This window comes from Kitasatospora sp. NBC_00039 (assembly GCF_045160625.1).
Taxonomy (GTDB): Bacteria; Actinomycetota; Actinomycetes; order Streptomycetales; family Streptomycetaceae; genus Kitasatospora.
Genome location: NZ_CP108289.1, coordinates 7,737,507 through 7,762,283 on the forward strand (window position 1 = coordinate 7,737,507; position 24,777 = coordinate 7,762,283).

Below are 24,777 nucleotides of genomic sequence, written 5' to 3' on the forward strand. Positions count from 1 at the left end.
ACGAGCCGGGCGCCTTCAACCGGTGCCGTAGCCACCCCCGCCGGGGGTCTCGACCACCAGAACGTCTCCTGCCTCAAGCTCGGCGCGGCCGCAGCCCTCCAGGCGCAGGACGCTGCCGTCGGCGCGCTGCACCCGGTTGGCTCCGAGGGCGCCGGGCGATCCGCCGGCCAGGCCGTAGGGTGCTACCCGCCGGTGTCCGGACAGGAGGCTCACCGTCATCGGCTCGCGGAACCGGATCCGGCGGACCGCTCCGTCGCCTCCGTGCCACCGCCCCGCGCCGCCGCTGCCGTGCCGGACGGCGAACTCCTCCAGCAGGACGGGCAGACGCCATTCGAGCACCTCGGGGTCGGTCAGCCGGGAGTTGGTCATGTGCGTCTGCACCACACTGGCCCCGTCGAATCCGTCGCCTGCTCCGGAGCCGGAGGCGACCGTCTCGTAGTACTGGTGGTGCGCGTTGCCGAAGCTGACGTTGTTCATCGTGCCGGATCCCTCGGCCTGGGCTCCCAGAGCCGCGTAGAGCGCGCCGGTGATGGCCTGTGAGGTCTCGACGTTTCCCGCGACGACGGCGGCCGGGTAGACGGGTGCGAGCATCGAGCCGGCCGGGATGACGATGCGCAGCGGGCGCAGGCAGCCGTCGTTGAGCGGAATGTCGTCGGCGACCAGGGTGCGGAAGACGTAGAGCACGGCTGCGGTGACCACGGAGGACGGTGCGTTGAGGTTGGTGTCGAGCTGAGGTGAGGTGCCGGTGAAGTCAACGGTGGCGCCGCGCCGTTCACGGTCGACGGAGATCCGTACCGCGATCACCGCGCCGGAGTCCGTCTCGTAGCGGTAGGCGCCGTCGTCGAGGGAGTCGATGACGCGGCGGACCGCCTCCTCGGCGTTGTCCTGCACGTGCCGCATGTAGGCCTGCACGACGTCCAGGCCGAAGTGGTCGATCATCCTGGTGACCTCGTCGACCCCCTTCCGGTTGGCGGCGATCTGCGCGCGCAGGTCGGCGAGGTTGGTTGCCGGGTCGCGGGAGGGGTAGGGCGCCTCGGTCAGCAGCTGGAGCGTCTCGGCCTCGCGGAGCCTGCCGTTCTCGACCAGCAGCCAGGTGTCGAAGAGGACGCCTTCCTCGTGGATCTCCCGGCTGTCGGCCGGCATCGAGCCGGGAGTGATCCCACCGATCTCGGCGTGGTGGCCGCGGGAGGCGACGAAGAAGAGGATCCGTCGGTCATATGCGTCGAACACCGGTGTCACCACGGTGATGTCGGGCAGGTGCGTGCCGCCGTGGTACGGGTCGTTGACCGCGTAGGCGTCGCCGGGCTTCAGCGCTCCGGCGCGGCGGCGGATCACCTCCTTGACGGTGGTGCCCATGGATCCGAGGTGCACCGGGATGTGCGGGGCGTTGGCGATGAGGTTCCCGTCCGGGTCGAAGAGCGCGCACGAGAAGTCCAGCCGCTCCTTGATGTTGACCGACTGCGCCGTCGACTCCAGTCGTGCGCCCATCTGTTGGGCGATGGCCATGAAGAGGTTGTTGAAGATCTCCAGCAGCACAGGGTCGGCCTCGGTCCCGACGCCGGCCTCGGCGCGTGCGGCCACCCGCTCCGCCAGCAGGTGACCGACCGGCGTCATCGTCGCCTGCCACCCCTCGTCCACGACCGTGGTCGCGCCGGCCTCGGCGATGATCGCCGGCCCGGCCACCGTGTCACCGGGCCGCATCGCCGCCCGCTCCAGCAACGGGGCCTCGCGCCAGGCCCCACGCGTGTACAGCCGTACGACCCCTGCCTCGCTGGTGGAGCCCGGTCCGTCGAGGCGGCCCAGGTCCGGTTGCTCGGTGAGCCCGGTCGCCTCGACCGAGAGGGCCTCGATGACGATCGGACGGTCCATCAGGAACGAGTAGGTGGCGCGGTGGCTCGTCTCGAACGCGGCGGCCATGGCATCCGGCTCCGCCAGTTCGACCGCGACGGTGGTGTCGGTACCGTCGTAGCGCAGCTGCGCGCGGCGGGTCACCCGGATCCGCTCGGGTGGTGTCCCCTCGTCGAGCAGCTCCGCGCGCGCCGTCGCTTCGAGGTCGTCCACGACGGCCTGGACCCGCTGCATCGCAGTCGGTTCGAGCGGGCTCTCCACGGACTGCTCGCGCATGACCGTGGTGTCGGCGAGGCCGATGCCGAGTGCGGAGAGCACCCCGGCCATGGGGGGCACGAGTACGCTGCGGATGCCCAGTGAGTCGGCGACCGCGCAGGCGTGCTGGCCGCCCGCACCGCCGAACGTGGTCAGCACGTACCGGGTGACGTCACGGCCCTGCTGCACGGAGATCCGCTTGACGGCGTTGGCGATGTTCACCACCGCGATCTGGAGGTAGCCCTCGGCGACCTGCTCGGGCGAGCGCCGGTCACCGGTGCGCGCCCGGATCTCGGCGGCGAGCTCGGTGAACCGCCGGCGCACCAGGTCATCGTCGAGCGGCTGGTCGCCGGACGGTCCGAACACGTGCGGGAAGTGCGCGGGCTGGATGCGGCCGAGCATCACGTTGGCATCGGTGACGGTCAGCGGGCCACCGGCACGGTAGGACGCCGGGCCCGGGTCCGCGCCCGCCGAGTCGGGCCCGACCCTCAGCCGGCTGCCGTCGAAGTGCAGGACGGAACCGCCGCCGGCGGCCACGGTACGGATGGCCAGCATCGGTGCGCGCAGCCGCACCCCGGCCACCTGGCTCGTGGACACCCGCTCGTACTCTCCGGCGAAGTGCGACACGTCGGTGGAGGTGCCGCCCATGTCGAAGCCGATGACCTGCTCGAAGCCGGCGAGTTGCGACATCCGCACCATTCCGACGATGCCGCCGGCCGGACCCGAGAGGATCGCGTCCTTGCCGCGGAAGTGGCCCGCCTCCGCGAGGCCGCCGTTGGACTGCATGAACATCAGGCGCACGCCCCGCAGTTCCTCGGCCACCTGCGTGACGTAGCGGCGCAGCACCGGCGACAGGTAGGCGTCGACCACGGCGGTGTCGCCGCGCGGAACCACCTTCATCAGCGGGCTCGCCTCGCTGGAGAGCGACACCTGCGGGAAGCCGAGCTGCTCGGCGAGGCGGCCGATGGCCTGTTCGTGCGCGGGGTGGAGATAGCTGTGCAGGCAGACCACCGCCACCGAGCGGATGCCGTCCTCGTGGACGCGCCGCAGGTCCTCGCGCAGCCGGTCGAGATCCGGTGCGCGCAGCACGGCGCCCTCGGCCGTGATCCGCTCGTCGACCTCGATCACGCGCTCGTAGAGTGGCTCGGGCAGGGTGATCCGGCGGTCGAAGATGCGTGGCCGGTTCTGGTAGCCGATGCGCAGCGCGTCGCCGAAGCCGCGGGTGATCACCAGGGCGGTCCGCTCGCCTTTGCGTTCCAGCAGGGCGTTGGTGGCCACCGTCGTGCCCATCCGCACCACGTCGATCCGGGCCTCGGCCAGTGACCGGTCCGCGGGCAGGCCGAGCAGGGCGCGGATCCCCGCCACCGCGGGATCACGGGTGGGACCGCCGCTCCCGGCCGGGCCCTGGGGGCGCCCCGGGGCGTGCGACAGCAGCTTGTGCGTCATCAACCGGCCGTCCGGGCTCAGCCCGACGACGTCGGTGAAGGTGCCCCCACGGTCGACCCAGAACTGCCAGCCCCTGTGTTCCACGCCCGGCTCCCTCCGCCGCCCGGCGCGATGGCCGTTTCCGCAGCGTGTCGTGGTCGAGTATCCGGCCGGGCGATCAAGCACCGCAAACGCGACATACTGGGGATGTGTCGGCTTCCTCCGGACGGAGGTGACGGGTCATGGTGGCCACCACGGTCGGCGTCTACCGCGAAACGGCGCCGGGCGAGCGGCGGGTCGCGCTCGTCCCCGACCTCGTCAGTACCGTCAGAGCCCTCGGCCTGGACGTCATGGTCGAGAGCGGCGCCGGCGAAGCGGCCTGGTTCCCCGACGACGACTACACCAGGGCCGGCGCCGACATCGTCCCGCACGGCGAACTGTTCCGCCGTGCGGACGTCCTCGTCGGCGTCCAGGCCCCCAACGTCGAGCTCCCCGGCCCGTTCCGGAGCGGGCAGACGCTGGTGGCGCTCCTGCGGCCGACCCGGATCCCCTTCCTGGTCCGCCGCTGGGCGGACGAGGGGGTCACAGCGATCAGCCTCGACCTGGTCCCGCACGCGCTGAGCGGCGCGTACCCGGTGGACGCCGGCGCGTCCCAGGCCAGGATCGCCGGTTACCGGGCAGTCCTCCTCGCGGCCGGGCTCCTGAGCCGCTGCCTGTCGCCGTGGGGCTCGGCCGCGGCGGTCTTCGCACCCGTACGGGTACTGGTCGTGGGAGCCGGAGCCGCCGGGCTGCAAGCGATCGACACAGCCCGCCGCCTCGGCGCGGTCGTCCATGCCCACGACCTGCGTCGCCGTCCACGGGAGGAGATCGCCGCCCTGGGCGGCACCTTCCTCGATCTCCCCGGTCTCCGGCCGGCCGCCGACGGTGCGGAATTCGTCCGGGCGCTCGACACCGAGCAGGCCGCGGTGCGCCGGGGCCTGGCTGCGGTGCTCCCCCTCTTCGACATCGTCATCGCGGCGGCCGAGCCCCCCGGCCGGCCCGCGCCGACCCTGGTCACCACCCGGGCGGTCCGGGCCATGCGCCCCGGTTCGGTCGTCGTCGACCTGACGGCCGGACCACCGGGCGGGAACGTCGAGGCCGCCGATCCGGACACCACAACGCTGGTCGGTGACCGGGTCACGGTGATCGGTGCGGGCAACCTTCCGGCACAGGTCCCGACGACCGCGTCGACTGCCTACGCTCACAACGTCGCCGCGTTGCTCGAACGCCTGACGCGCGGGGGAGCCCTGACGATCGATCCGGCCGACCCCCTCCAGGCCGCAGTCGTGGTGACCCACCACGGCAGCGTTCTGCACACTCCCACCTGGCAGCTGATCCTGGACGCGACCGCCGTGGCCGGTCTGCCCTGACCCGACGGGCCGCCGAGCACGGGCGACGGTCGTGGCTCCGGAACGGGCACCGGGTCAGCCAGGCCGTGGTCCCGGTCGTCGTTCAGCCGGTCGGCACGGAGCCGGCGAAGAAGGCCGCGTGGCGGGCCATGGACACGGCGTGGCTCGCGCACCGCTCGTAGCAACAGCTCAGCAGCGTCGCGTCGGCGACGTCACCGGGCTCGGCCTGGCCGGCTTCGGAGAGCATCTGGTCATACAGCAGCCGCTGGCGCTGGGCGATCTCGTGCATGCCTCCGAGAAGGTCGGCGACGGTCTCGGATTCTGTGGATTCCAGCACGTCACCCGCCTTGCCGACCATGTTCAGGGCGAGGTTGCCCATGCCCCGCAAGGGGAGCCGCAGCCGTGCCGGCAAGGGCTGCCCCGCCTGCCGTGCCCAGGCGAGCTCGACCAGCTGCCGGGCAAGGGCCGCCAGGCATTCCACGTCGGTGCCGACGTGGACGCCGACGACGATCGCGTGCAGGTCAGCCGTCGGCGAACCGTCCGGCAGCACGGCCGAAGCGTCGTCCTCGATCTCCTCGCGGAGCTCCCGCAGCGCCTTCTCGGCGGCCGTCGCGTTCTCGGCGGCCGTGTCGGCCGTGTCGAGCAGGGCACCGGTGGCTTCGCCCAGCGCCTTGTGCGCGAGCCGGATCATCGCGGCCAGGTCTCCGAGCAGCCGGCCTGACCGGCACTGGCCGGTCTCGGACATCCGCCACCTCCTGCTCCGGGGACACCAGCCCCTCGCCGACCGCATTCGCGCGGTGGGGTCCCTGCCGGGAGGGAGGGCGTCGACCGCCACAGCGTGCGCCGTGGCCCAGGCCTCCCTTCAAGTCTCACACCGCTCCCGCGGGCGGCAAGGTGGAGGACAGGTCCACGCCCGGGGCCGGCGATGCGAGGACGACCTGATGGTCAGGGCCGGCCGGCCCTGGGAACAGGGCGAGCGGCCCTGGCCCCGGTGCCGTGAGCGGGACCACCCTGGACCTGTCGGCCGTACCGGCCAGCAGCCACATCAGGCACTCACAGGAGGACCGCGATGAAGAAGCAGAGGATCCTGGTGGCCTACGGCAGCAAGCACGGCGCCACCACCGGCATTGCCCGGGAGATCGGTCGCACGTTGGAGCAGGACGGGTTCGACACGGACGTCGTCCCCGCCTCGGACGTCCAGGACGTGACGCCGTTCGACGCCGTCATCCTCGGCAGCTCGCTCTACGCAGGCCACTGGCAGCACGACGCCCTGAGCTGCGCCGATCGCAATGCCGAGGCACTGGCCCACCGCCCGGTCTGGCTGTTCAGCAGCGGTCCGGTGGACAGCTCCGCCGAGCAGCACGAGATCCCGCCGGTGCCCGGCGCGGCCAAGGCGATGGCGCACCTGCACGCCCGCGGGCATGTCACCTTCGGCGGCAGTCTCACCGCCGAAACCCCCGGCTGGATCGCCCGCACCCTGGTCAGGCACGGCAAGGGCGGCGACTTCCGGAACCCGGAGCACATCCAGACCTGGGCCCACGAGATCGGGAACGAGCTGCGCTCCCAGGGCACGGCGTGACACCGAGGAGGGAAGGAGCGCGTTCATGCCCGCCCCGGAGCCGGCGATCGAGATCGCCTCGCTGACCAAGCGCTACGGGCGGACGGTCGGCGTCGAGCAGCTCGACCTCACCGTGGCCGCCGGCGAGGTCTTCGGCTTCCTCGGGCCGAACGGGGCCGGCAAGACCACCACGCTGCGCTGCCTGATCGGCCTGCTGCGGCCCACCGCGGGGCGGGTCCGAGCACTGGGCCTGGACCCCGTCACGGACCACCGCCGACTCGCCCCCGCTCTCGGCTATCTGCCCGGCGAGCTGCGCCTCTACCCCGAACTGACCGGACACCAGACCCTCCAGCTGCTTGCCGATCTGCAGGGCGCCCCCACACCCCGCCGGGCAGAGCTGTGCGATCGCCTCGCCCTGTCGGCGTCCGTCCTGGGCCGAACCGTGCAGGAGTACTCGCGCGGTATGAAGCAGAAGCTCGGCCTGGTACAGGCGCTCCAGCACGATCCCGATCTCGTGGTGCTGGACGAACCGACGGAGGGCCTGGACCCGCTGGTCCAGGAGACCTTCTTCGAACTGCTGGCCGAGGTGCAGGCGACAGGTCGCACCGTGCTGCTCTCCAGCCACGTCCTGCCAGAGGTGCAGCGGACCTGCGGCCGGGTGGCGATCATCCGGGACGGGAGGCTGGTGACCGTGCAGAGCGTCGCGGCGTTGCGTGAGGCACGGGCACGGAAGATCCGGCTGACCTTCACCGACGGCCGCGGGCCGCGCCCTCTCGGCGGGGCGGAGCAGTGGTCGCCGCGCTGGAAGGGCGACCAGGTCGAACTCCTGGTGCCACCCCGCGAGGTGGTGGGCGCGCTACGCGGCCTGCTGGCCCTGCCGGTGGCCGACGTGGCGGTGGAAGAGGCAGGCCTTGAGGAGGCGTTCCTCGACCTCTACCGGGACGCCGACGCGGGGCCACGGCCGTGAGGAGCCGCTTCCCACTGCTCAGGCTGGCCCTGTACCGGCGTCGGCGGATGCTGGTCGCCCTGGTCCTGGGCATGGTCGTGTTCGAGACCCTCATCGTGGTCATCGCCGACACGCTCTCCCCGGCCCAGCTCTTCGCCGGCGGCGGACGCACACCGCCGAGCGCGTTCCGGGCGTTCAGCGGTTCCAGCGGTGACGTGTCGATCGCCAGCTACCCCGGGCTGCTCGGCGCCGGGCTCGCCCACCCGTTCTGGATCGCGATCCAGCTGACCGCCATCGGCTCGCTGGCGGCGGCGGCCGTCGCGGCCGACGTGGAGTCGGGGACGATCGAGCTCCTGATGGCCCGGCCCGTCTCCCGCAACCGGCTGCTGGCCGAACGGACCGCGGCAGTGGCGGCCGCCTCGGTGCTGCTCAACATCGCGGCCACTCTCACCATGGCGGTCGGGGTCACACTGTCCCCGCAGCTGCACCGGGCTGTCCCGATCAGCGGCGTGTTCGCGGCCGGGCTGCTGGGCTGCGCCTTCACGCTGTGCCTCACCGGCCCGGCACTGGCGGTGTCCGCGGCGGGCCGCCGCCGGTCCCAGGTGGTCGGTGCCACGATCGCGTTCGGCGCGGTCGGGTTCGCCGTGAACTTCATCGCGCTCGCCTGGTCGAAGGCCGCTCCGCTGCGTCACCTCAGCCCGTTCCACTACTACACGCCGGGCGACGCGCTCGCCCACGGCGCCGTGCCGTGGATCTCCGTGGGCGTGCTCGCAGCAGTCGGTCTGACCGGGATCGCGGCGGCCTTCGGGCTCCTGGCACGTCGGGATCTCGCTCCCTGATGCGTCAGCGTCAGGTGTCCTCGACCACGACGGGTCCGGCCGGCCGACGGCCCGGACTCAGCCGTGGACGGGGGCGAGGGCGACCGCCGATCCGGGGGCGGCCCGTCCGACCGCGGTCCGGTAACCGCCCACACTCCGAGCGTTGCGTCTCCGGCACGCAGCGCCGGCGGACACGGCCACCGACGCCGAGCCCCGACGGCCGGCACTCACCTCGACCGGTTGTCGGGATCGAAGGGGTGCTCGTTGCGCGGCTCCATGTCGTCGGTGCCCTGAGCCGCTCGGGTGGCCTCGGTGCTGGGACCGCCGCGCAGGACCCAGGCCAGCGGCACCGCGAGGGCCGCGCCGAGGAGCGGTCCGAGCAGGTAGATCCACAGGGGGCCGCCGTGTCCGCCCACCAGCACCGGTGCCAGGCTCCTGGCCGGGTTCATCGACGCTCCGCTGACGGGGCCCGCCCACAGTCCGGCCAGGGCGATGTAGCCGCCGATGGCGATCGCCGCGTTGTGGCCGATGTTCCGGGCCCCGGAGGACGTGCCGAGGATGACCGTCATCAGCCCGAGGCTCAGCAGGACCTCCAGCGCGAACACGGTACCGACACCGACACCTGCCCCGGGGCGGCTGGCCCCGACCTGCCCGGCCGTCCCGAACAGCGCGCGCAGCACACCGGCCGCCGCGATCGCCCCCGCCAGCTGCGCGGCGACGTACGCCGGAACGCGCCGCCACGGGAAGTGCCCGCGAGCGGCGAAGGCCATGGTCACCGCGGGATTGAGGTGGGCCCCGGAGGTCTCGCCCAGTGTGTAGATCAGCGCCAGCACCATCAGCCCCGGGGCGACCACGGCAGCCGGCCGGCCCACCTGACCGCCGGTGGCGCTGTCGACCACGCCCGCGCCGGCGGCGACCAGGACAAGGAAGAACGTTCCCACGCCCTCGGCGCTCAGCCGCCGCCACCCGGACCGCCGGCTCGTGGTCATCCGTCCCACCTTCCCGGTGCTTCCTCCACGGTGCGCCGTGCGCGCATCGGTCGGCCAGGGCCCATCGGGCCACCTCGGCGAGCACTCGGATGCGGACGTTCGCGGTGTCCTCTGCGGCAGGGCCGGGCCGCGGGGACAATCGAGGCAGGTGTCCGCCGTCCGGTTCAGGAGACGATCGATGGACGAGACCGAGGCCCGCGAGCCCGGGCAGCCCCTGCGGGTGTTCCTGCTGGACGACCACGAGGTGGTGCGGCGCGGGGTGCGGGACCTGCTGGAGGCCGAACCCGACATCGAGGTCGTCGGCGAGGGCGGTACCTGCGCGCAGGCGCTGGCCCGGGTGCCCGCCCTGCGGCCCCAGGTCGCGGTGCTGGACGTGCGGCTTCCGGACGGCGACGGGGTGACCGTCTGCCGGGAGCTGCGTGACCGGATGCCCGAGCTGGTGTGCCTGATGCTGACCTCCTTCGACGACGACGAGGCCCTGCTGGACGCGATCATGGCCGGTGCCGCCGGATACGTGCTGAAGCAGGTCAAGGGCGCCGACCTGGTCGCCGCGGTGCGTACGGTGGCGTCGGGGCAGTCGATGCTGGATCCGGCCACCACCCGCAAGCTGATGGAGAGCCTGCGCCACCCCGACGAGTCCGACTCCGAGGCTGCTCTGTCCCAGCTGACCCCGCGCGAGCGGGAGATCCTGGAACTGGTGGGAGAGGGGAAGACCAACCGGGAGATCGGCCAGGACCTCTACCTCGCCGAGAAGACCGTGAAGAACCACGTGTCGCGGCTGCTCGCCAAACTCGGCGTCGAACGCCGGCTCCAGGCAGCCGTGATCGCCGCCCACGCCGACACCGAGCAGCACCCGACCCGGCCGCACCGACCCTGATCGGCCGGGCATGTTGAGCCGGTCGGCCCAAGCCAGGTTCCCGTGATCGGGCGCACCGTGGGGAGTGAGGCAACAGCCTCGCCCTCACGACTGGGAGCCTGCGATGAGGTACTGGAACGACCATGACATGGGTGGTTGGGGCTTCGGCTTCATGGCCATCGGCATCCTGCTGTTCCTGGGACTGCTGGTCGTCGTCGCGGTCGCCCTGGCCCGTCACCTCGGCCACCTGCCCCGGCAAAGCCCGCCCGACGGGCAAGCGGCCGCGCCGATGTCGCCGGAACGACTGCTCGCCGAGCGCTTCGCCAGGGGCGAGATCGACGCCGACGAGTACCGCCACCGCCTCGACACCCTGAGATCCGGCCCCGGCGGGCCGGTATCCGGCTGAACCCGCCGCACCAGGGAGAACGCCATGGACACCTTGGCCCTCGACGCCGCCGCGCTGGAGAACCTGCTCTCCGCCGCGGTCGCCGCACCGTCCATCCACAACACCCAGCCCTGGCACTTCCGGCTGGACCCGGACACCTCGACGCTCCAGGTACGCGCGCTCCGGGAACGCTCGCTCCCGGTCACGGACCCGGACGAGCGTGCACTGCACATCTCCGTGGGAGCGGCGATCCTCAACCTCCGCATCGCCGCCCGCCGGATGGGCTGGGCGCCGCTGGTCCGGCTGTTGCCCGACTCCGCCGAACCCGGCCTCCTGGCCGCGATCGAGCTGAACGAGCTCTCCCGCGCCCATCTCGCCAGTACCACGGAACTCTACGGCGCGATCTGGCGACGGCACACGGTCCGGACCCCGTTCACCGGGCCGCCGATCCCTGCTGCGGTGCTCGGTCAACTCGCCGAGACAGCGCTGGCGGAGGAAGCACTGCTGCGCTTCCCGGCCGGCGAGGAGCGGAGCCGGCTGCTGCAGCTGACCGCTGAGGCCGAACGCCGCAACACCACGGATCCCGATCGCAGTGCGGAGAGCCGTGGCTGGATCCAGGGGCCCGATGCTCCCGCCTACGGGATCCCCTTCGCCGCGCTCGGTCCACAGGACAGCGCCGGGCGGATGCCGATGCGGGACTTCTCCGCCATCCACCCCGTAGAACCCCTGCCGCCGGCTCCGTTCGAGACCGAGCCGTGCATCGCCGTACTCGCCACCCGGGGCGACGCGCCGGTGGACTGGCTCCGCGCCGGCATCGCGCTGGAGCACGTGCTGCTGGTCGCGACCCTGCACCAGGTCCGGGCGTCACTGCTGCACCAGGCCATGGAATGGCCGGAGCTGCGCTGGGTCGCCCGCGAACCGCAGGAGGGCCCGGGCCACGCGCAGGTGCTGATCCGCCTCGGCTACGGGCCGGAAGGCGCGCCAACCCCCCGCCTTGCCGTTTCCGACGTCCTGGACCCCGAAGACCGTGGCCCCGGTCGGCCGTGAGCGGGTCGGCGGACGAGCCACCCGGCGGAGGGCAACTCCTCCCCGCTCCACGAGCTCACCGGTCCGGATCCGGTGGGCGAAACGCCCCGCACCGCCGGGCCCTGCGCTGCCGAAGGGCGCTGCGAGTCGCAGGACGGTCATGACAACCATGACTCCGGCGGCATCCGAAGGAGATGATCCGCATGACCTTCTCGGCAACCGGGCAGCCGGTGCGCGTCGATGCGCGGCTCGACCTGCCACTGTCACGCTGGTTGTGGCTGGTGAAGTGGATCCTGGCGATCCCGCACTGGATCGTCCTGTTCTTCCTCTGGATCGTCTTCGTCCTCCTCAGCGTGGCCGCCTTCTTCGCGATCCTCTTCACCGGCCGCTACCCGCGCCCGGTCTTCGACTTCAACCTCGGCGTGCTGCGGTGGTCGTGGCGCGTGTCCTACTACGCGTACGGGGCACTGGGCACCGACCGGTACCCGCCGTTCAGCCTGGCCGAGGAGCCGGACTACCCCGCGCGCCTGGACATCGCCTACCCCGAGCAGTTGTCGCGCGGCCTGGTGCTGGTCAAGTGGTGGCTGCTGGCACTGCCGCAGTACGCCCTCGTGGCGATCTTCGTAGGCGGCGGTGGAAGCCGGGAGAGCTGGGTCGGCGGGGGGCTCGTGGGTCTGCTGGTGCTGTTCGCCGGGGTCGCCCTGGCGGTGACCGGCCGCTACCCGCTCGGGATCTTCGATCTCGTCGTCGGCCTGGACCGCTGGGTGCTGAGGGTGGCCGCCTACGCCGCACTGATGACCGACGACTACCCGCCGTTCCGCCTCGACCAGGGCGGCTCCGAACCCGGCATTCCCGACACGGCAGGGCCACGGTGACGGTCGGCCACCGTACCGGCCGGGACCGGACACCCGCGTGACCGCGTCTCCTCCCGGCACCACGCCGCCCTCCGACCTGAGGCCACGGGGTCTGGAGGAGACCGAGGCCGCCCGGCGGCTGGCGCGGCACGGGCCCAACGAAATCCGGTCGGCGCCCCGGGTGCCGCTGTGGTCGAGGGTGGCCGTCCAGCTGCGCGACCCGCTGATCATGGTCCTGCTGGCAGCCGTTGCGCTCACTCTGGCGATCGGGGACCACCCGGACGCCGTTGTCATCGCCCTGGTGATCGTGGTCAACACCACGGTCGGGGTGATCCAGGAGATCCGTGCCGACAACGCGGTCGCCGCCCTGTCCGCGATGACCGCCCCCACCGCTCGGGTCCTGCGGGCCGGAACGGAACGCGCGGTGCCCTCCGCCACCGTCGTGCCGGGCGACGTGGTGCTGCTCGGCGAGGGCGACATCGTCCCGGCGGACGCGGTGCTCGACCAGGCATCCGCCCTGCTCGTCGACGAGTCGATGCTGACCGGCGAATCCGTTCCGGTCGACAAGGACGTCCACAGCGCACAGTCGAACGCCCGGCACGTCCGGGCGGGCACGGTCGTCGTGCGCGGCCGGGCGGTGGCCACCGTCACGGCCACCGGAGCGGACAGTGCCCTCGGCCGCATCGCAGCCCTCCTCCACCCGAGATCCGAGCCCACCCCGCTGCAGCGACGCCTGGCCGACCTCGGCAAGGTCCTGGCACTGGTGGCCGTCTGTCTGTGTGTCGTGGTCTTCGCCCTCGGCCTGGCGCGCGGCCAGCCGCCTGCCGTCATGGGGGTGACGGCCATCAGCCTCGCGGTGGCGGCCGTCCCCGAGTCGCTCCCCGCCGTCGTCACCCTGGCACTCGCCCTCGGTGCGCGCCGCATGGCCGCCCGCAACGCCGTCGTCCGCAGACTTCCGGCCGTGGAGACCCTCGGATCGGTGACCGTGCTCGCCACCGACAAGACCGGCACCCTCACCGAAGGGCGCATGGTCGTCGAACGGATCTGGACGCCCCACGGGACGGCCGCGCTCACCGGCGGCGGCTACGAGCCGCGCGGCGAGATCCTGGCCGACGGCCACCCGGCCGAGCCGGCCGACCTGCGCCCCGTCCAGGACCTGCTGGCCGTGGCGGCACTGTGCAACGACGCCGTGCTACTGCCCCCCGGGGCGGGCGCCCACGACGGGGACGGCCGGTGGACCGCACTCGGCGACCCGACCGAGGCAGCGCTGCTGGCCGCCGCCGCGAAAGCCGGCTGCGACCACGACCGGCTCCTGCGGGAGCGGCCGCGGTGCGGCGAAGCCCCCTTCGACAGCATCCGCAAACGCATGACCACCCTGCACCGCGAGCCTTCGGGCCGGGTCCAGGTCTGCCTGAAGGGCGCCCCCGAAACGGTCCTCGACGCCACCCTGCTCGACGAACCACCGCACCTCCTCGAACGCGCCCACCGGGAGGCCGGCCGCCTCGCCGCGGACGGCTACCGCGTCCTCGCCGTCGCCACCGCTCACCTTCCCGGCCCGCCGGCGCGGGCCGAAGACGCCGAGGCCGGTCTACGACTCCTGGGCCTGACCGCGATCAGCGACCCGCCCAAACCCGCCGTTCCCGCCACCCTGGCCGCCTGCCACCGGGCCGGCATCACCACGGTCCTGATCACCGGCGACCACCCCGCCACCGCCCACGCGCTCGCCGTCCGGGTCGGCCTGCTGGACGCCGACGCCCCACCCGCCGACGTGGCCACCGGCCCTGCCCTGGCGGCGGGCGGCGTCGCGGACCCGACCACCGTGCGGGTGTTCGCCCGCACCGACCCCCAGCAGAAGCTCGACATCATCCAGGCCTGGCAGGACCGGGGCGACGTCACCGCCATGACCGGCGACGGCGTCAACGACGGCCCCGCCCTGCGACAGGCCGACATCGGCGTCGCCATGGGACGGCGCGGGACGGAGGTGGCCAGACAGGCCGCCGACCTCGTCCTCGCCGATGACGAGCTGACCAGCGTCGTCGCAGCCGTCGAGGAGGGCCGCCGGGTCTACGACAACATCCGCCGCTTCCTGATCTACGGACTCGCCGGGGGCGCCGCCGAGATCCTCGTCATGCTCCTCGGCCCCGCCGTCGGCCTCGCCCTGCCGCTGCGGGCCGGCCAGATCCTGTGGATCAACCTGCTCACCCACGGCCTGACCGGTGTCGCGACGGGCGCCGAGCCGGTGTCCCCGCACACCATGAGCAGACCCCCGCGTCCGCCGCACGAGCACGTGCTCGGCGCCGGACTCTGGCAGCACGTCCTGATGCTGGGAGCAGTGGTCACCGCGGTGAGCCTCGCAGCCGGCATCTGGGCCCATGAGACGGGACGCCCGTGGCAGAGCGTTCTGTTCGTCGCACTGCTGGCGGCGCAACTCGGCGTGGTGCTCGGGCTGCGTGACCGACTGTTCACGCGCGAGAACCTCTTCCTGCCCGCCGCCGTCCTGGGCTCGGCGGGACTGGCCTGCGCGGCGCTCTATCTCCCCTTCCTCCGTACGGTTCTGGAAACGGAGCCGCTGGCGTGGCCGGACCTGGCCGCAGCCGCCATGGCGGCGCCCGTCGGATTCGCGGCAGCCCGCCTGAGCACACGATCGGGGCGCCGCGCAGGCCGCACCGCCGGCTGAGTCGTTCCACGTGGTTCGGCATGCCCCCGGGGGTCACCACCCGGGGGCATCAGGTCGGAGGGACAGCCCGGAGCGCCCGCTCTAGCCTTGGACCCGGGGGCAGCGGAAGCCGTGACACCTGCGAACGGAGCGATGCGGTGGGCTCAGCCTCGGAACCGGGCCCCACCGGCTCCGCGCAGCCGAGACTCGACGAGCTCCTGAGCGCCTTGCAGTCGCGTCTGGACACCGCGTACGGCACCAGGAACCGGATCCACAGTCTCCTGGAAGCGGTCCTCGTCGTCGGCCGTGGCCTCGACCTCAGCCAGGTGCTCCAGCACATCGTGGAGGCCGCGGTCACTCTCGTGGACGCGCAGTACGGGGCGCTGGGCGTCATCGGTGAGGACCAGCGGCTGTCGCAGTTCATCCCCGTCGGCATCGACCGGGAGCAGATCGAGCGCATCGGCCCGCTCCCGCGCGGGCACGGCCTCCTGGGCGAGCTGATCCGTCATCCCGAGCCGCTGCGCCTGGCAGAGATCTCCGGCCATCCGACCTCGTACGGCGTGCCGGAGCACCATCCGCCGATGCACAGCTTCCTGGGGGTGCCGATCCGAGTCCGCGACAAGGTCTACGGCAACCTCTACCTGACCGAGAAGCGCGGCGGAGCGCAGTTCGACGCCGAGGACGAATCCGTTCTCGCGACCCTGGCGGTGGCGGCCGGCGTGGCGATCGACAACGCCCAGCTGTACACGCGGGCGAGGCTGCGCGAGCGCTGGCTGGCGGCGAACGCGGAGGTCACCAACAGCCTGCTGGCGGGCGGCTCGCAGCAGGAGGTGCTCGACCTGCTGATCGCGCGGGCGGCCGACATCGTCGGCGCGGACCTGACCGTCGTGGCGCTGCCCCTTCCTGACGACCGCAGCCTCGAAGTGCGGGTCGCCGTCGGACTGGATGCCGACGTGCACCGGGGGCTCGTCCTGCCGAGAAAGGGGTCCTTCGTGGGCGCCGCCGTCGAGACCGGCGGGCTGGTCACCACCCCCGACGTGCAGAAGGACCCGAGGATCACGGCCGGTCCACCCCGATGGGCCGGACTCGGCCCGGCGGTGGCCATACCCATCGGCACGACGGCCGGAGGAGTCCGCGGTGTGCTGATGCTGGCCCGGGCAACGGGCAGACCCGCTTTCGAGCCGGAGGAGTCCACCCCGCTGGCGGGTTTCGCGGGGCAGGCCGCCGTGGCGCTGGAGCTGGCCGAGCGCCGCCGGGACTCCGAGCAGGTCGCGCTCCTGGAGGAGCGCGACCGGATCGCCCGGGACCTGCACGACCTGGCGATCCAGCGTCTCTTCGCCACCGGGATGACCCTGCAGGGCGCGATCCGCTTCATCGGGCACCCCGAGGCGTCGGAGCGGGTGCTGCGGGCCATCGACGACCTCGACGAAACGGTGCGGACGATCCGCTCCAGCATCTTCGGACTGCGGGCGAGGGAGCGGGGACCCGCCGCCCGCGGGCTGCGCGGCAGGGTGCTCGCCGCGGTCGACCGGGCCGCCGCCGGCCTCGGCTTCGCTCCCGGGTTGAGGATGGACGGCCTGCTGGATCTCCGGGTGCCCCCGCCGGTCGCCGACGAGCTGGTCGCCGTCCTGGAGGAGGCTCTGTCGAACGCGGTCCGTCACTCGGGCGCCCACAGGGTCGAGGTGGACCTGAGAGCGGACGGCGAGCTGAACCTGACGGTCACCGACGACGGCGTCGGCCTCCCGTCGGGCGGACCGCGCAGCGGGCTCGCCAACCTCGCGGAGCGGGCGCGGCGCCTCGGTGGGAGCTTCCGGGCCGGTGCAGGCCCCGACGGCGGGACCCGGCTGGTGTGGCGGGTGCCGCTTCCGCCGCCGGAAAGCCGGACGCCATCGAGCTGATCCGCACAGTGGTCGGTGCGGTCGGCGGCGTCGAGCCCCACGCGATGCCGGACCTGGACTCCCACGCAGTGTCAGTCCGCGAGCAGGACGGCGGCGCCGGTGACCCGATCGGCTGCCAGGTCCGCCAGCGCCTGATCGGCACGGTCCATGGCGTACCGCTGCACGTGGACGGCCGGACGGTGGAGCGCGGCCTCCGCCAGATAGGCCTGGCCGTCCTCGCGGGTGTTGGCGGTGACACTGCGAAGGGTCCGCTCCTGGAAGAGATGCCGCTGGTAGTCGAGCACCGGGATGTCGGTGAGGTGGATTCCGGCCACCGCCAGCGTTCCACCGCGGTCCAGGGCGGACAGGGCCACCGGCACCAGGTCGCCGACCGGCGCGAAGAGGATCGCCGCATCCAGCGGTTCCGGCGGGGACTCGTACGCGCCGCCGACGGAGGCCGCGCCCAGCTCCGACGCCAGCCGCCGGGCCTCCTCGGCCCGTGTCAGGACGTGTACCACGGCGCCCCTGGTGAGGGCGAGCTGTGCGGTCAGATGGGCGGACGCCCCGAAGCCGTAGATCCCCAGCCGGCCGCCGGACGGCAGCTCGGCCCGCTCCAGAGCTCGGTAGCCGATGATCCCGGCACACAGCAGCGGCGCCAGTTCCTCGTCGGGCGGCCCTTCGGGCAGCCGGTAGGCGAAACGGGCGTCGACCACGGTGTACCGGGCGTAGCCGCCGTGGATGTCCCAGCCCGTGTAGCGGGAGCGGGGGCAGAGGTTCTCCCGGCCGGCCCGGCAGTAGCGGCACTGGCCGCAGGCCCGCGCCAGCCAGGCCACGCCCACCCGGTTACCGGGGGAGAAGCCCCGCACTTCGGGGCCGCCGCGAACGACACGGCCCACGATTTCGTGGCCCGGCGTGCACCGCGGCGTACGAGGCGGGAGGTCGCCCTCGGCGAGGTGGAGGTCCGTCCGGCACACACCGCAGGCGGACACCTCGATCAGCAGCTCGTACGGCCCCGGCTCCGGAGCCGTCCGCTCCACCCGTCTCAGCGGACCCGACGCCATCGGGCCCGGACGTTCCACCACCCAGGCCACCATGCGGATCGGGCCGCCGTCGGACGATGGCATCTTCGGCTCCTTCCCCGCGCCCTCCGCCGGGTCCGGTGAACCCACCAGGACGGCCGGCACGGCGCGAGACTCACCACTCGTCCCATCGTCCACCGCGCCGGGCCCCGGCGGATCAGGGCCGAACGGCCCTCGATCGGGCCTGAAAGCCCCAAGGCCCGGCGGCACGCCGCGGGGGACGGTGGAAGCAGCCGGGCCGTGTCCGGCAGGTCGGGCAGCCGGGGCTTCGTGGATGCCCTGCGGATCCGGCCCGACCCGGTTCGCCCGGAGGCCGCGCTCCGGGCCTGTGTCGCCGGGCGCCCGGCAGACACGGCAGACAGGAGGCCGGCATGAAAGCGGCAGTGGGGGATCGGCTGATCATCGACGGCCGGACTGCGGGCGCCCCCCGCCGTGACGGTGAGGTGGTCGCCCTGCACCACGAGGACGGGACCCCGCCCTACGACGTCCGCTGGTCGGACACCGGCCAGGTCACCCTGGTGTTTCCGGGGCCCGGCGCCCATGTCCACCACTTCGAGCACCCTCGGCGCCCCCGGCCGGGGGCGGCCGCTGCCACCGGTCCGTCCGGTCGGGGCGGCACCGGCTGACGGTGCCGGTTGCCGGTGCGAGACCGGCGTCCGACGATCGACAGGAGGGCAGTGCTCCCGGCCCGGAGCGGTCCCGGGCGTGACGGGCGCCTCACCTGTCCGGAGCGAAGGAGCATGTCATGGCACATCCAGTGATCGTCGGGGTCGACGATCCCGCGAGCGCAGCCGAGGCCGTCGACTGGGCTGCGGACGAGGCCCACTCCCGGGGGATGCGCCTGCATCTCGTCCACGCGTGGCTGTGGGAGCCGGATCAGGCACCGGAGTCGCTGGACGCGCAGGCTGCCAGGCGAGCGGGTGAGGAAGCGCTGCGGGTACTCGCCGAGCAGGCCGCCGCCCGGCACCCGGATATGGAGGTCAGCAGCGGGGTCGTGGATTCGAGCCCGCGCGAGGCACTCATCGCGCTCAGCGCCGCGGCCGGCCTGCTCGTGGTGGGCTCGCGGGGATCCGGCGGGTTCCAGGGGTTGCTCGTCGGTTCCACGAGTCTGCACGTCGCCGCACACGCCGTCTGTCCGGTCGTCGTCGTCCGGGCAACCGGCGCCGGAGCGACGGGCGGCGTCGCGGTCGGCGTGGAGGGGCGCGAACCATCCGAGGAGCTGCTCGGGTTCGCCTTCGACTGCGCCCGCCGACGCGGTCTGCCGCTTCGCGCCGTCCATGCCTGGAGCTACCCGCTCGTCCTGGGCCCCGGTCACTCCCTCCCACCCGTGTACGAGTCGGGCCATCTGATGGCGGAGGAGCAGCGGCTCCTCGCCGAGGTCATGGCCGGCTGGCAGGAGAGGTACCCCGATGTGCCGGTCGAGGAGGACGCCGTGCGGTCCGGGCCGGCGAAGCAGCTGGTGGCCCTGTCCAGGACGCATCAGCTCGTCGTCGTGGGCCGTCACGGGAAGCCGGATGGCCCCTTCAGCCGACTCGGGTCGGTCAGCCAGGCCGTCGTGCACCACGCCCACTGTCCGGTCGCCGTCGTCCCTTCCGCCTGATCCTCGGCCACCTCGTCGACGGTACTCGGGCCGAGTACGTCCGCGCCCCCTTCGCTGACAACTCCCTGCGCAGGCTGCCCGCGGAGGTCAGCGACGAGACCGCCCTCATGTCGGCCGACATCCTCCCCCGCTTCCTTCGAGGTCGGCGTCCGTCACGGCCACGTCAGCTCCGGCGAGGCCGTGGCGGTCGTCGGCGCCGGACCGGTCGGACCCACAGCGATCCACCGCCAGGCTCTACCACCCGGCCGGATCATCGCCGCCCGTCTCGACGCCGCCCGTCTCGACGACGTCCCGTTCAGTGCCTGATCAGAACCGGAACGGCCTGCCGCGCCACTGGTGACTCATGAGGGGTGACTCACGAGGTCGTCGATCTCCCGGGATCGACGGACGGGAAGGAGAGAAGGAAATGGGGCCGTTCGGCACACCCTGCTGCCCGAGTGGCCCCCGTAGCGAGCTGACGGAGACGCGCACGCTGGCCAGTAGGCGGGAACACCCGCCCATGAGCTCACCGGAGGAGGTCGGCGCCATGTGCAGGAACTCCCTCGGCGACCTGCCCCCGGAGCCGACAGGATCCGGTGCACTCGCGACAGGGCACTGCCCGGCCGACTGGAGAGGTTCTCGCCGGTCCGAGGTGCTTGAGCTCCCCGGCGACAGGGAGGCTTCTGCCTGTGGACCGGCGGCTGAAGTCCTCGGAGGTGGACCCGATGGTTCACTCTGACACCCCGAATGGCGCTTTCCCGGAGACCCGGTCGGCGGATGGCGACGGAGCCGGGGAGTGCTCGCGGGCACAGAGCCTGGACCTGCTCCGGCAGACAGCGATCGGGCGTCTCATCCACACCGACGATGCGATGCCCGCCGTCACTCCGTCCTGTTTCACCCTGGACAGGCTCGGCGAGCTGGTCATCCCCGTACCTGCGAGCTGGCGGGCAGACGTGATGGACGGAGAGGTGGTCGGATTCCAGGCCGACCAATTCGACGAGCAGACGCTTCGAGGCTGGACCGTGCTCATCGTCGGCCGGTCCCACCTGGTGACCGACCCGGTCATGGTCGCGGACCTGCGCCACCAGGGCCCCCGCCAGTGGGGACACCAACCGGCCAGGGGCTACTTGACCATCCACCCGGAACTCGTGACCGGCCAAAGGTTCGGACCATGACCCGACCGGCACCACCCGGGCACACGCTCGCCCCGGCCACCAGGGGGGCGGGGCAAGCCCGTCGTCCCCAGACGGCAGTCCCCGGCGAGGAGGAGCCACCATGGCACCCGGACATCCCAGAGCCACAGGGCATGCCACCAGGACCACCCTCCGACGACACGTCCGGAGAGCAGCAGGCCGGGATCCGAACCCGCTGAGCCGTCACGACGACGTTCAACGCAGCCGCCTCTTCCTGGCCCTCATGGTCGCCTTGGTGGTCTGCCTCGCCTTCGCGCTGCTGACGGCCCTCCTCGCTCTGCGGGCCGACCAGCGTCAGGCACGGGACGAGGGACAGCACCGCCACCGGACCACCGCGACCACCGTCGCAGCGGCGGTACCGGACGAGCCCGGTGCACTCACCGGGGCGGGGAGATACCACGCGCAGGCGGTCTGGCAGTTCCCGGCAGCGGTGCGCGGCAGTGGGCCGGTTGAGGTCGGTTCGGACTCCGGCGTGGGAACAGCGGTCGCCATCTGGGTCGACGACCAGGGACGGCCGGCATCCCCGACCCGGCCGGGAACGGAAATCGCCACGACGGCCGTCGTGATCGGGGCCGGCGCCATGGCCGGGCTGTCGGGCGCCGCCCTCGCGGGTTACGCGCTCGGGCGCCGCAGGATCGACCGGAAGACGACCGCAGCCTGGGAAACGGAGTGGGAGGGCGTCGAACCCGAGTGGTCCGGCCACCCGCGCCGTCGCCCGGAGGCCGGCGACCAGTGATCGCCCGCGCGAGGCGGCCCGCGGTCCGGAGCGATCGGCGACGCCTTCCCTCGCCACCCGCCCGGCCCGCTCCGGGACACATCGCCGAGCGCATCGCGCTGCGATCCCGACAGCTCCGCCCCACCCGCGAGGAGCCGGCGGCAGGTGGGGCGACCGGCGCATCACCGGTGCCGGGGCCGCCGTGCCGCGGGCGACTCCTCCGCGGTGATCTCGGTCGGTCGCGGCGTCGGCGGCGCGCTGATGCTCCATGGGGTCCTCCACGCCGGCGCGGGTGGACCGGCCGTCGAGTCCGGCTGTCTGCCGATCGAGCCGGAAGGCCCCGACTGCGCCTGCGGAAACCGCGGTTGTGTGGAGGCGCCGGGGCCGCCGGGCCCCTCACCGTCGCCCTGCGGGACCAGCCCGACCTCGGTCCCGGTGGCGGCAGCGCCCCTGCCCTGACCTGAGCACCAGCCACGTCGAATGGGCCCGCGCGTACGCCGACCGCCGTCCGCTACGCCAAGTCACCGGTGGACGTGTCAACTCCTCACGCGACGCCGCCCAGGGCCTGCCCGGCCGTCGCGGTGACCGTGCCGACGGGCGAGCAGGCAGGGCTCGGCGTCGCGGTCACCCGCGAACAGTTCTGGCACCGCACGGGAGACTCCTACAGCCTTGCACCCGGCGAGACGAGGGCCGTCAGCTACACCGTCACGGGGACCGGCCCCGGCGCGATCACCTGAGCCGACTGGAGGTGCGTCAGCCGTGCCGTTGGACAGCTTCAAGGACAAGTGCCCTGGCGGGTACCAGATCCGGGCCGCCGATACGCTGGTCGTCGGAACGCTGGGGGCGACCGTCATCTGGGACGGCATCACGGCTGGCCACAACGTGGATGCGGTCGGGGCGCCCGTGTACCAGCCCTCCTGGGTCGCGAAGAACCGCGCCGTCCGCACACGGGAGCTTACTCAGGTCGAGGGGCAATCCCGGAGCAGCCCCGTGGATCGAGGAGGGGCCGGACACGTGAAACTGCCACCGGATCGTCAACACGCCAGCGGGAATTCGCACCAGACGTTCTTGCCGCTGCCGAGTGGCTCCACGCCCCAGCTCCCCGTGAGGGCCTCCACCAGCAGCAGGCCGCGGCCGGAGGTGGCGGTCTCGCCGGGGGTCCGGCGGCGCGGCAGGACGCTGGAGCGGTCCCGGATCTCCAGGCGGATGCAGGGGGCGGTCCCGGCCCGTAGTTCTATGGTGAGCAGTGCGCCCCCGTCGGTGTGGACCAGGGCGTTGGTGATCAGTTCGTCCGCGGTGAGCTCGATGTCGGACTGGAGGTCGGCCGCACCCCACGCGGCCAGAGCCTGCCGGAGCATGGCCCGGGTCTCCGCCAGCCCTTCCGGATCGGCCTGGTGGACGTGCTGGGTCATCTGCCGGGTGGCGTGGGTGCCGGACACGGCCGCGCGGTGCAGCAGCAGGAGCGCCATGTCGTCGCTGCTGTCGAGGCCGTCAGGGTGGCCGGCGCAGAGGTGCTCGGCGAGCGCCTCGGTGTCGCGCGGGCCGGCGCGCATGGCGGCGGCGAGGGCTTCGATGCCGTCCGCGATGTCCTGGCCGGGGTGTTCGACCATGCCGTCGGTGCACAGAAGGAGGGTGTCCGCGGGGTTGAGGTCGAGACGGGTCTCGGGGTAGCCGTCCTGGCCGAACACCGTCGCCACGCCGAGCGGCAGGCCACCGCGCACGCTGGCCCAGCTCGTACGGCCGGTGCTGTGTCGCACGAGTGGTTCGAGGTGGCCGGCCCGCACCAGGCGCAGTGTTCCGGTCTCCAGGTCGGCGTCGACGTAGATGCAGGTCGCGGACCGCTCGGTGTCGAGATCGGCGAGGAACCTGGACGCGCGGGCCATGACCGTGGCGGGAGTGTGCCCCTCGGTGGCGTAGGCCCGCAGAGCGATCCTCAACTGGCCCATGATGGCGGCGGCGTGGCTGTCATGCCCCTCCACGTCACCGACCACGAGACCCACCCGCCGACCCGGCAGAGGGATGACGTCGTACCAGTCCCCGCCCACCTCGCGTCCGCTGCGGCCGGCGCGGTAGCGGACGGCCACCGCGCCGCCGCTGATCTCGGGGATGCGGCGCGGCAGCATGGTGGTCTGGAGCGTGGTCGCGAATTCGCGTTCCTGGTCGAAGAGCATGGCGCGTTGCAGGGACTGCGCGACGGCGCTGCTGAGCGCGATGCAGATGTTCCGGTCCTCGGTGCTGAAGTGGTGCCTGTCCCGGTAGAACAGGCCCAGCGCGCCGAGGGCGCGGGCCTGGGCGGCCAGGGGGAGGAAGGCCGCCGCCTCGATCCCCATCTCCTCGGCGTAGGGCAGAAGACGGGGGTAGCGGGTGGTGAGCTCCTCCCTGGTGCTGACGAATCGCGCGCGCCGGGTGAGCACGGCCTCGGACAGCGGCAGCCCGTCCCCCAGGTGGGTCAGCGACAGGTCGTCCTGGGCCCTGAGCTCCGCCGACGGCTGCTCGGTCACGGCGACGAGGCGCATGACGCCCCCGTCCACCAGCCCGAGGGCGAGCCCGTCCGCCCCGAAGCGTCGCAGCCCTTCGCTGTCGGTCAGCACGTTGGTCACGTCGCGGACGGTGACGGCGCGGGCGAGGGCTTCGGTGGTGGCGCGCACGGAGTCGGTCTGGCGGCGCCGGTCGGCGGCGAGCGTCCGCATCCCCTCGGCGTGGGCCAGCTCCTCCTCGGCGTTGCGGACGATGCCGACGATGCGGTACGGGTGCGCCTGCGGGTCGCGCAGGATGCGCCCCTGTGTGTGGGCCCAGCGCAGCGTTCCGTCGCGGCAGACCAGGCGGAAGTAGGACGCGAAGGTCAGGTGTCCCTCCCGTAGCGCGAGCGATACGGCCTCGTCGAGCCGCTCGCTGTCCGTCGGCAGCACCCTGGCGGAGAGTGACGCGGGCACTCCGTCGAACTCGTCGGCCCGTAGGTCGAACACTTCCAGGCCCACGTCGTCGAGGTGGTAGGTGCCCCGGTCGAGGTCCCAGTCGAAGCTGCCCATGCCGTTGAGCGCCAGCCGGTCGTTGGCCGCGGTCGGCTCGGCGTCACCGGGGGAGCCCGACGAAGGCGAGGCAGCACGGGCGGACACGGGGTGGGTGATCTCGGGGTCGTAGCCGCCCGGAGACCTGGACGTGTTCGCCATGGCAGGGCTCCCGTCCGATCGATGGCCCGCTGCCGGATCATCCGCGACAGGCTCGCCGCCGCCGTACGGTCACGGAGAGTGTCGTGCACGTGCGACAACGGGGCGCCCGAATGCTCCGCTGCCCGCGCCGGGTCCGTTCCTGGAACGCCTGGTCAGTCTA

General features: G+C 72.8%; 21 protein-coding genes. 16 read left to right on the forward strand and 5 right to left on the reverse strand.

Going from position 1 to position 24,777, the window contains the following annotated elements:
- Positions 1-15: 15 nt before the first annotated feature.
- Entirely contained in the window at positions 16-3,633 is a 3,618-nt protein-coding gene (locus OG286_RS34235) for a hydantoinase B/oxoprolinase family protein (RefSeq protein ID WP_396321198.1), read from the reverse strand.
- A 137-nt stretch (positions 3,634-3,770) separates the two neighbouring features.
- Between OG286_RS34235 and OG286_RS34240 the strand changes: the two genes are divergently transcribed.
- A complete protein-coding gene (locus OG286_RS34240) occupies positions 3,771-4,937 on the forward strand; it encodes an NAD(P) transhydrogenase subunit alpha (protein ID WP_396321199.1) in 1,167 nt (388 codons plus the stop codon).
- 82 nt (positions 4,938-5,019) lie between these two features.
- Here OG286_RS34240 and OG286_RS34245 read toward each other — a convergent pair whose 3' ends face one another.
- Complete coding sequence (locus OG286_RS34245; protein ID WP_396321200.1) at positions 5,020-5,661, reverse strand: PhoU domain-containing protein; 642 nt, start codon at positions 5,659-5,661, stop codon at positions 5,020-5,022.
- Between the two features lie 324 nt (positions 5,662-5,985).
- On the opposite strand from OG286_RS34245, the gene OG286_RS34250 reads away from it, so the two are divergent.
- The 3 genes from OG286_RS34250 to OG286_RS34260 are packed head-to-tail and all read left to right on the forward strand — an operon-like array spanning position 5,986 to position 8,259.
- A complete protein-coding gene (locus OG286_RS34250) occupies positions 5,986-6,495 on the forward strand; it encodes a flavodoxin domain-containing protein (protein WP_396321201.1) in 510 nt (169 codons plus the stop codon).
- 25 nt (positions 6,496-6,520) lie between these two features.
- Positions 6,521-7,441 carry an ABC transporter ATP-binding protein gene (locus tag OG286_RS34255; RefSeq protein WP_396321202.1) on the forward strand — a complete coding sequence of 307 codons (921 nt, stop codon included), beginning with the start codon at positions 6,521-6,523 and terminating at the stop codon, positions 7,439-7,441.
- Positions 7,438-8,259, forward strand: a complete 822-nt coding sequence (locus tag OG286_RS34260) for an ABC transporter permease subunit (protein WP_396321203.1) — start codon at positions 7,438-7,440, stop codon at positions 8,257-8,259. The genes OG286_RS34255 and OG286_RS34260 overlap by 4 nt, the downstream gene beginning before the upstream one ends.
- A 206-nt stretch (positions 8,260-8,465) precedes the next feature.
- On the opposite strand, the gene OG286_RS34265 is transcribed toward OG286_RS34260, so the two are convergent.
- Entirely contained in the window at positions 8,466-9,227 is a 762-nt protein-coding gene (locus OG286_RS34265; protein WP_396321204.1) for an MIP/aquaporin family protein, read from the reverse strand.
- A 178-nt stretch (positions 9,228-9,405) separates the two neighbouring features.
- Between OG286_RS34265 and OG286_RS34270 the strand changes: the two genes are divergently transcribed.
- The 6 genes from OG286_RS34270 (at position 9,406) to OG286_RS34295 (ending at position 16,902) form a co-directional block, all read left to right on the forward strand.
- Positions 9,406-10,104 (forward strand): response regulator, encoded by a 699-nt coding sequence (locus OG286_RS34270; RefSeq protein ID WP_396321205.1) that lies wholly within the window; start codon positions 9,406-9,408, stop codon positions 10,102-10,104.
- A 103-nt stretch (positions 10,105-10,207) separates the two neighbouring features.
- A complete protein-coding gene (locus OG286_RS34275; RefSeq protein WP_396321206.1) occupies positions 10,208-10,489 on the forward strand; it encodes an SHOCT domain-containing protein in 282 nt (93 codons plus the stop codon).
- A gap of 24 nt (positions 10,490-10,513) precedes the next feature.
- Positions 10,514-11,515, forward strand: coding sequence for an Acg family FMN-binding oxidoreductase (locus tag OG286_RS34280; protein WP_396321207.1), 1,002 nt, complete (start codon positions 10,514-10,516; stop codon positions 11,513-11,515).
- A 182-nt stretch (positions 11,516-11,697) separates the two neighbouring features.
- Complete coding sequence (locus tag OG286_RS34285) at positions 11,698-12,369, forward strand: DUF4389 domain-containing protein (RefSeq protein WP_396321208.1); 672 nt, start codon at positions 11,698-11,700, stop codon at positions 12,367-12,369.
- 37 nt (positions 12,370-12,406) lie between these two features.
- The gene (locus OG286_RS34290) at positions 12,407-15,025 is read left to right on the forward strand and encodes a cation-translocating P-type ATPase (RefSeq protein ID WP_396321209.1); all 2,619 of its coding nucleotides are present in this window, start codon (positions 12,407-12,409) and stop codon (positions 15,023-15,025) included.
- Positions 15,026-15,162: 137 nt separating this feature from the next.
- The gene (locus OG286_RS34295) at positions 15,163-16,902 is read left to right on the forward strand and encodes a GAF domain-containing protein (RefSeq protein WP_405358835.1); all 1,740 of its coding nucleotides are present in this window, start codon (positions 15,163-15,165) and stop codon (positions 16,900-16,902) included.
- Positions 16,903-16,973: 71 nt separating this feature from the next.
- Here OG286_RS34295 and OG286_RS34300 read toward each other — a convergent pair whose 3' ends face one another.
- Complete coding sequence (locus OG286_RS34300; protein ID WP_405363659.1) at positions 16,974-17,975, reverse strand: zinc-dependent alcohol dehydrogenase family protein; 1,002 nt, start codon at positions 17,973-17,975, stop codon at positions 16,974-16,976.
- Between the two features lie 356 nt (positions 17,976-18,331).
- Between OG286_RS34300 and OG286_RS34305 the strand changes: the two genes are divergently transcribed.
- The 6 genes from OG286_RS34305 to OG286_RS34330 all read left to right on the forward strand — a co-directional run bounded on the left by OG286_RS34305 (position 18,332) and on the right by OG286_RS34330 (position 22,184).
- Positions 18,332-18,586 (forward strand): DUF1918 domain-containing protein, encoded by a 255-nt coding sequence (locus OG286_RS34305; protein ID WP_396321211.1) that lies wholly within the window; start codon positions 18,332-18,334, stop codon positions 18,584-18,586.
- A gap of 119 nt (positions 18,587-18,705) precedes the next feature.
- Positions 18,706-19,560 (forward strand): universal stress protein, encoded by an 855-nt coding sequence (locus tag OG286_RS34310; protein WP_405365993.1) that lies wholly within the window; start codon positions 18,706-18,708, stop codon positions 19,558-19,560.
- A gap of 668 nt (positions 19,561-20,228) precedes the next feature.
- Positions 20,229-20,714 (forward strand): pyridoxamine 5'-phosphate oxidase family protein, encoded by a 486-nt coding sequence (locus OG286_RS34315; protein WP_396321213.1) that lies wholly within the window; start codon positions 20,229-20,231, stop codon positions 20,712-20,714.
- A 241-nt stretch (positions 20,715-20,955) separates the two neighbouring features.
- Positions 20,956-21,468, forward strand: coding sequence for a hypothetical protein (locus tag OG286_RS34320; protein ID WP_396321214.1), 513 nt, complete (start codon positions 20,956-20,958; stop codon positions 21,466-21,468).
- 204 nt (positions 21,469-21,672) lie between these two features.
- Positions 21,673-21,906 (forward strand): ROK family protein, encoded by a 234-nt coding sequence (locus tag OG286_RS34325; RefSeq protein WP_396321215.1) that lies wholly within the window; start codon positions 21,673-21,675, stop codon positions 21,904-21,906.
- A 74-nt stretch (positions 21,907-21,980) separates the two neighbouring features.
- Positions 21,981-22,184: a hypothetical protein gene (locus tag OG286_RS34330; protein ID WP_396321216.1), complete on the forward strand. Its 204-nt coding sequence runs from the start codon at positions 21,981-21,983 to the stop codon at positions 22,182-22,184.
- A 297-nt stretch (positions 22,185-22,481) separates the two neighbouring features.
- Here OG286_RS34330 and OG286_RS34335 read toward each other — a convergent pair whose 3' ends face one another.
- Positions 22,482-24,617 carry a SpoIIE family protein phosphatase gene (locus tag OG286_RS34335; protein ID WP_396321217.1) on the reverse strand — a complete coding sequence of 712 codons (2,136 nt, stop codon included), beginning with the start codon at positions 24,615-24,617 and terminating at the stop codon, positions 22,482-22,484.
- Positions 24,618-24,777: the final 160 nt, after the last annotated feature.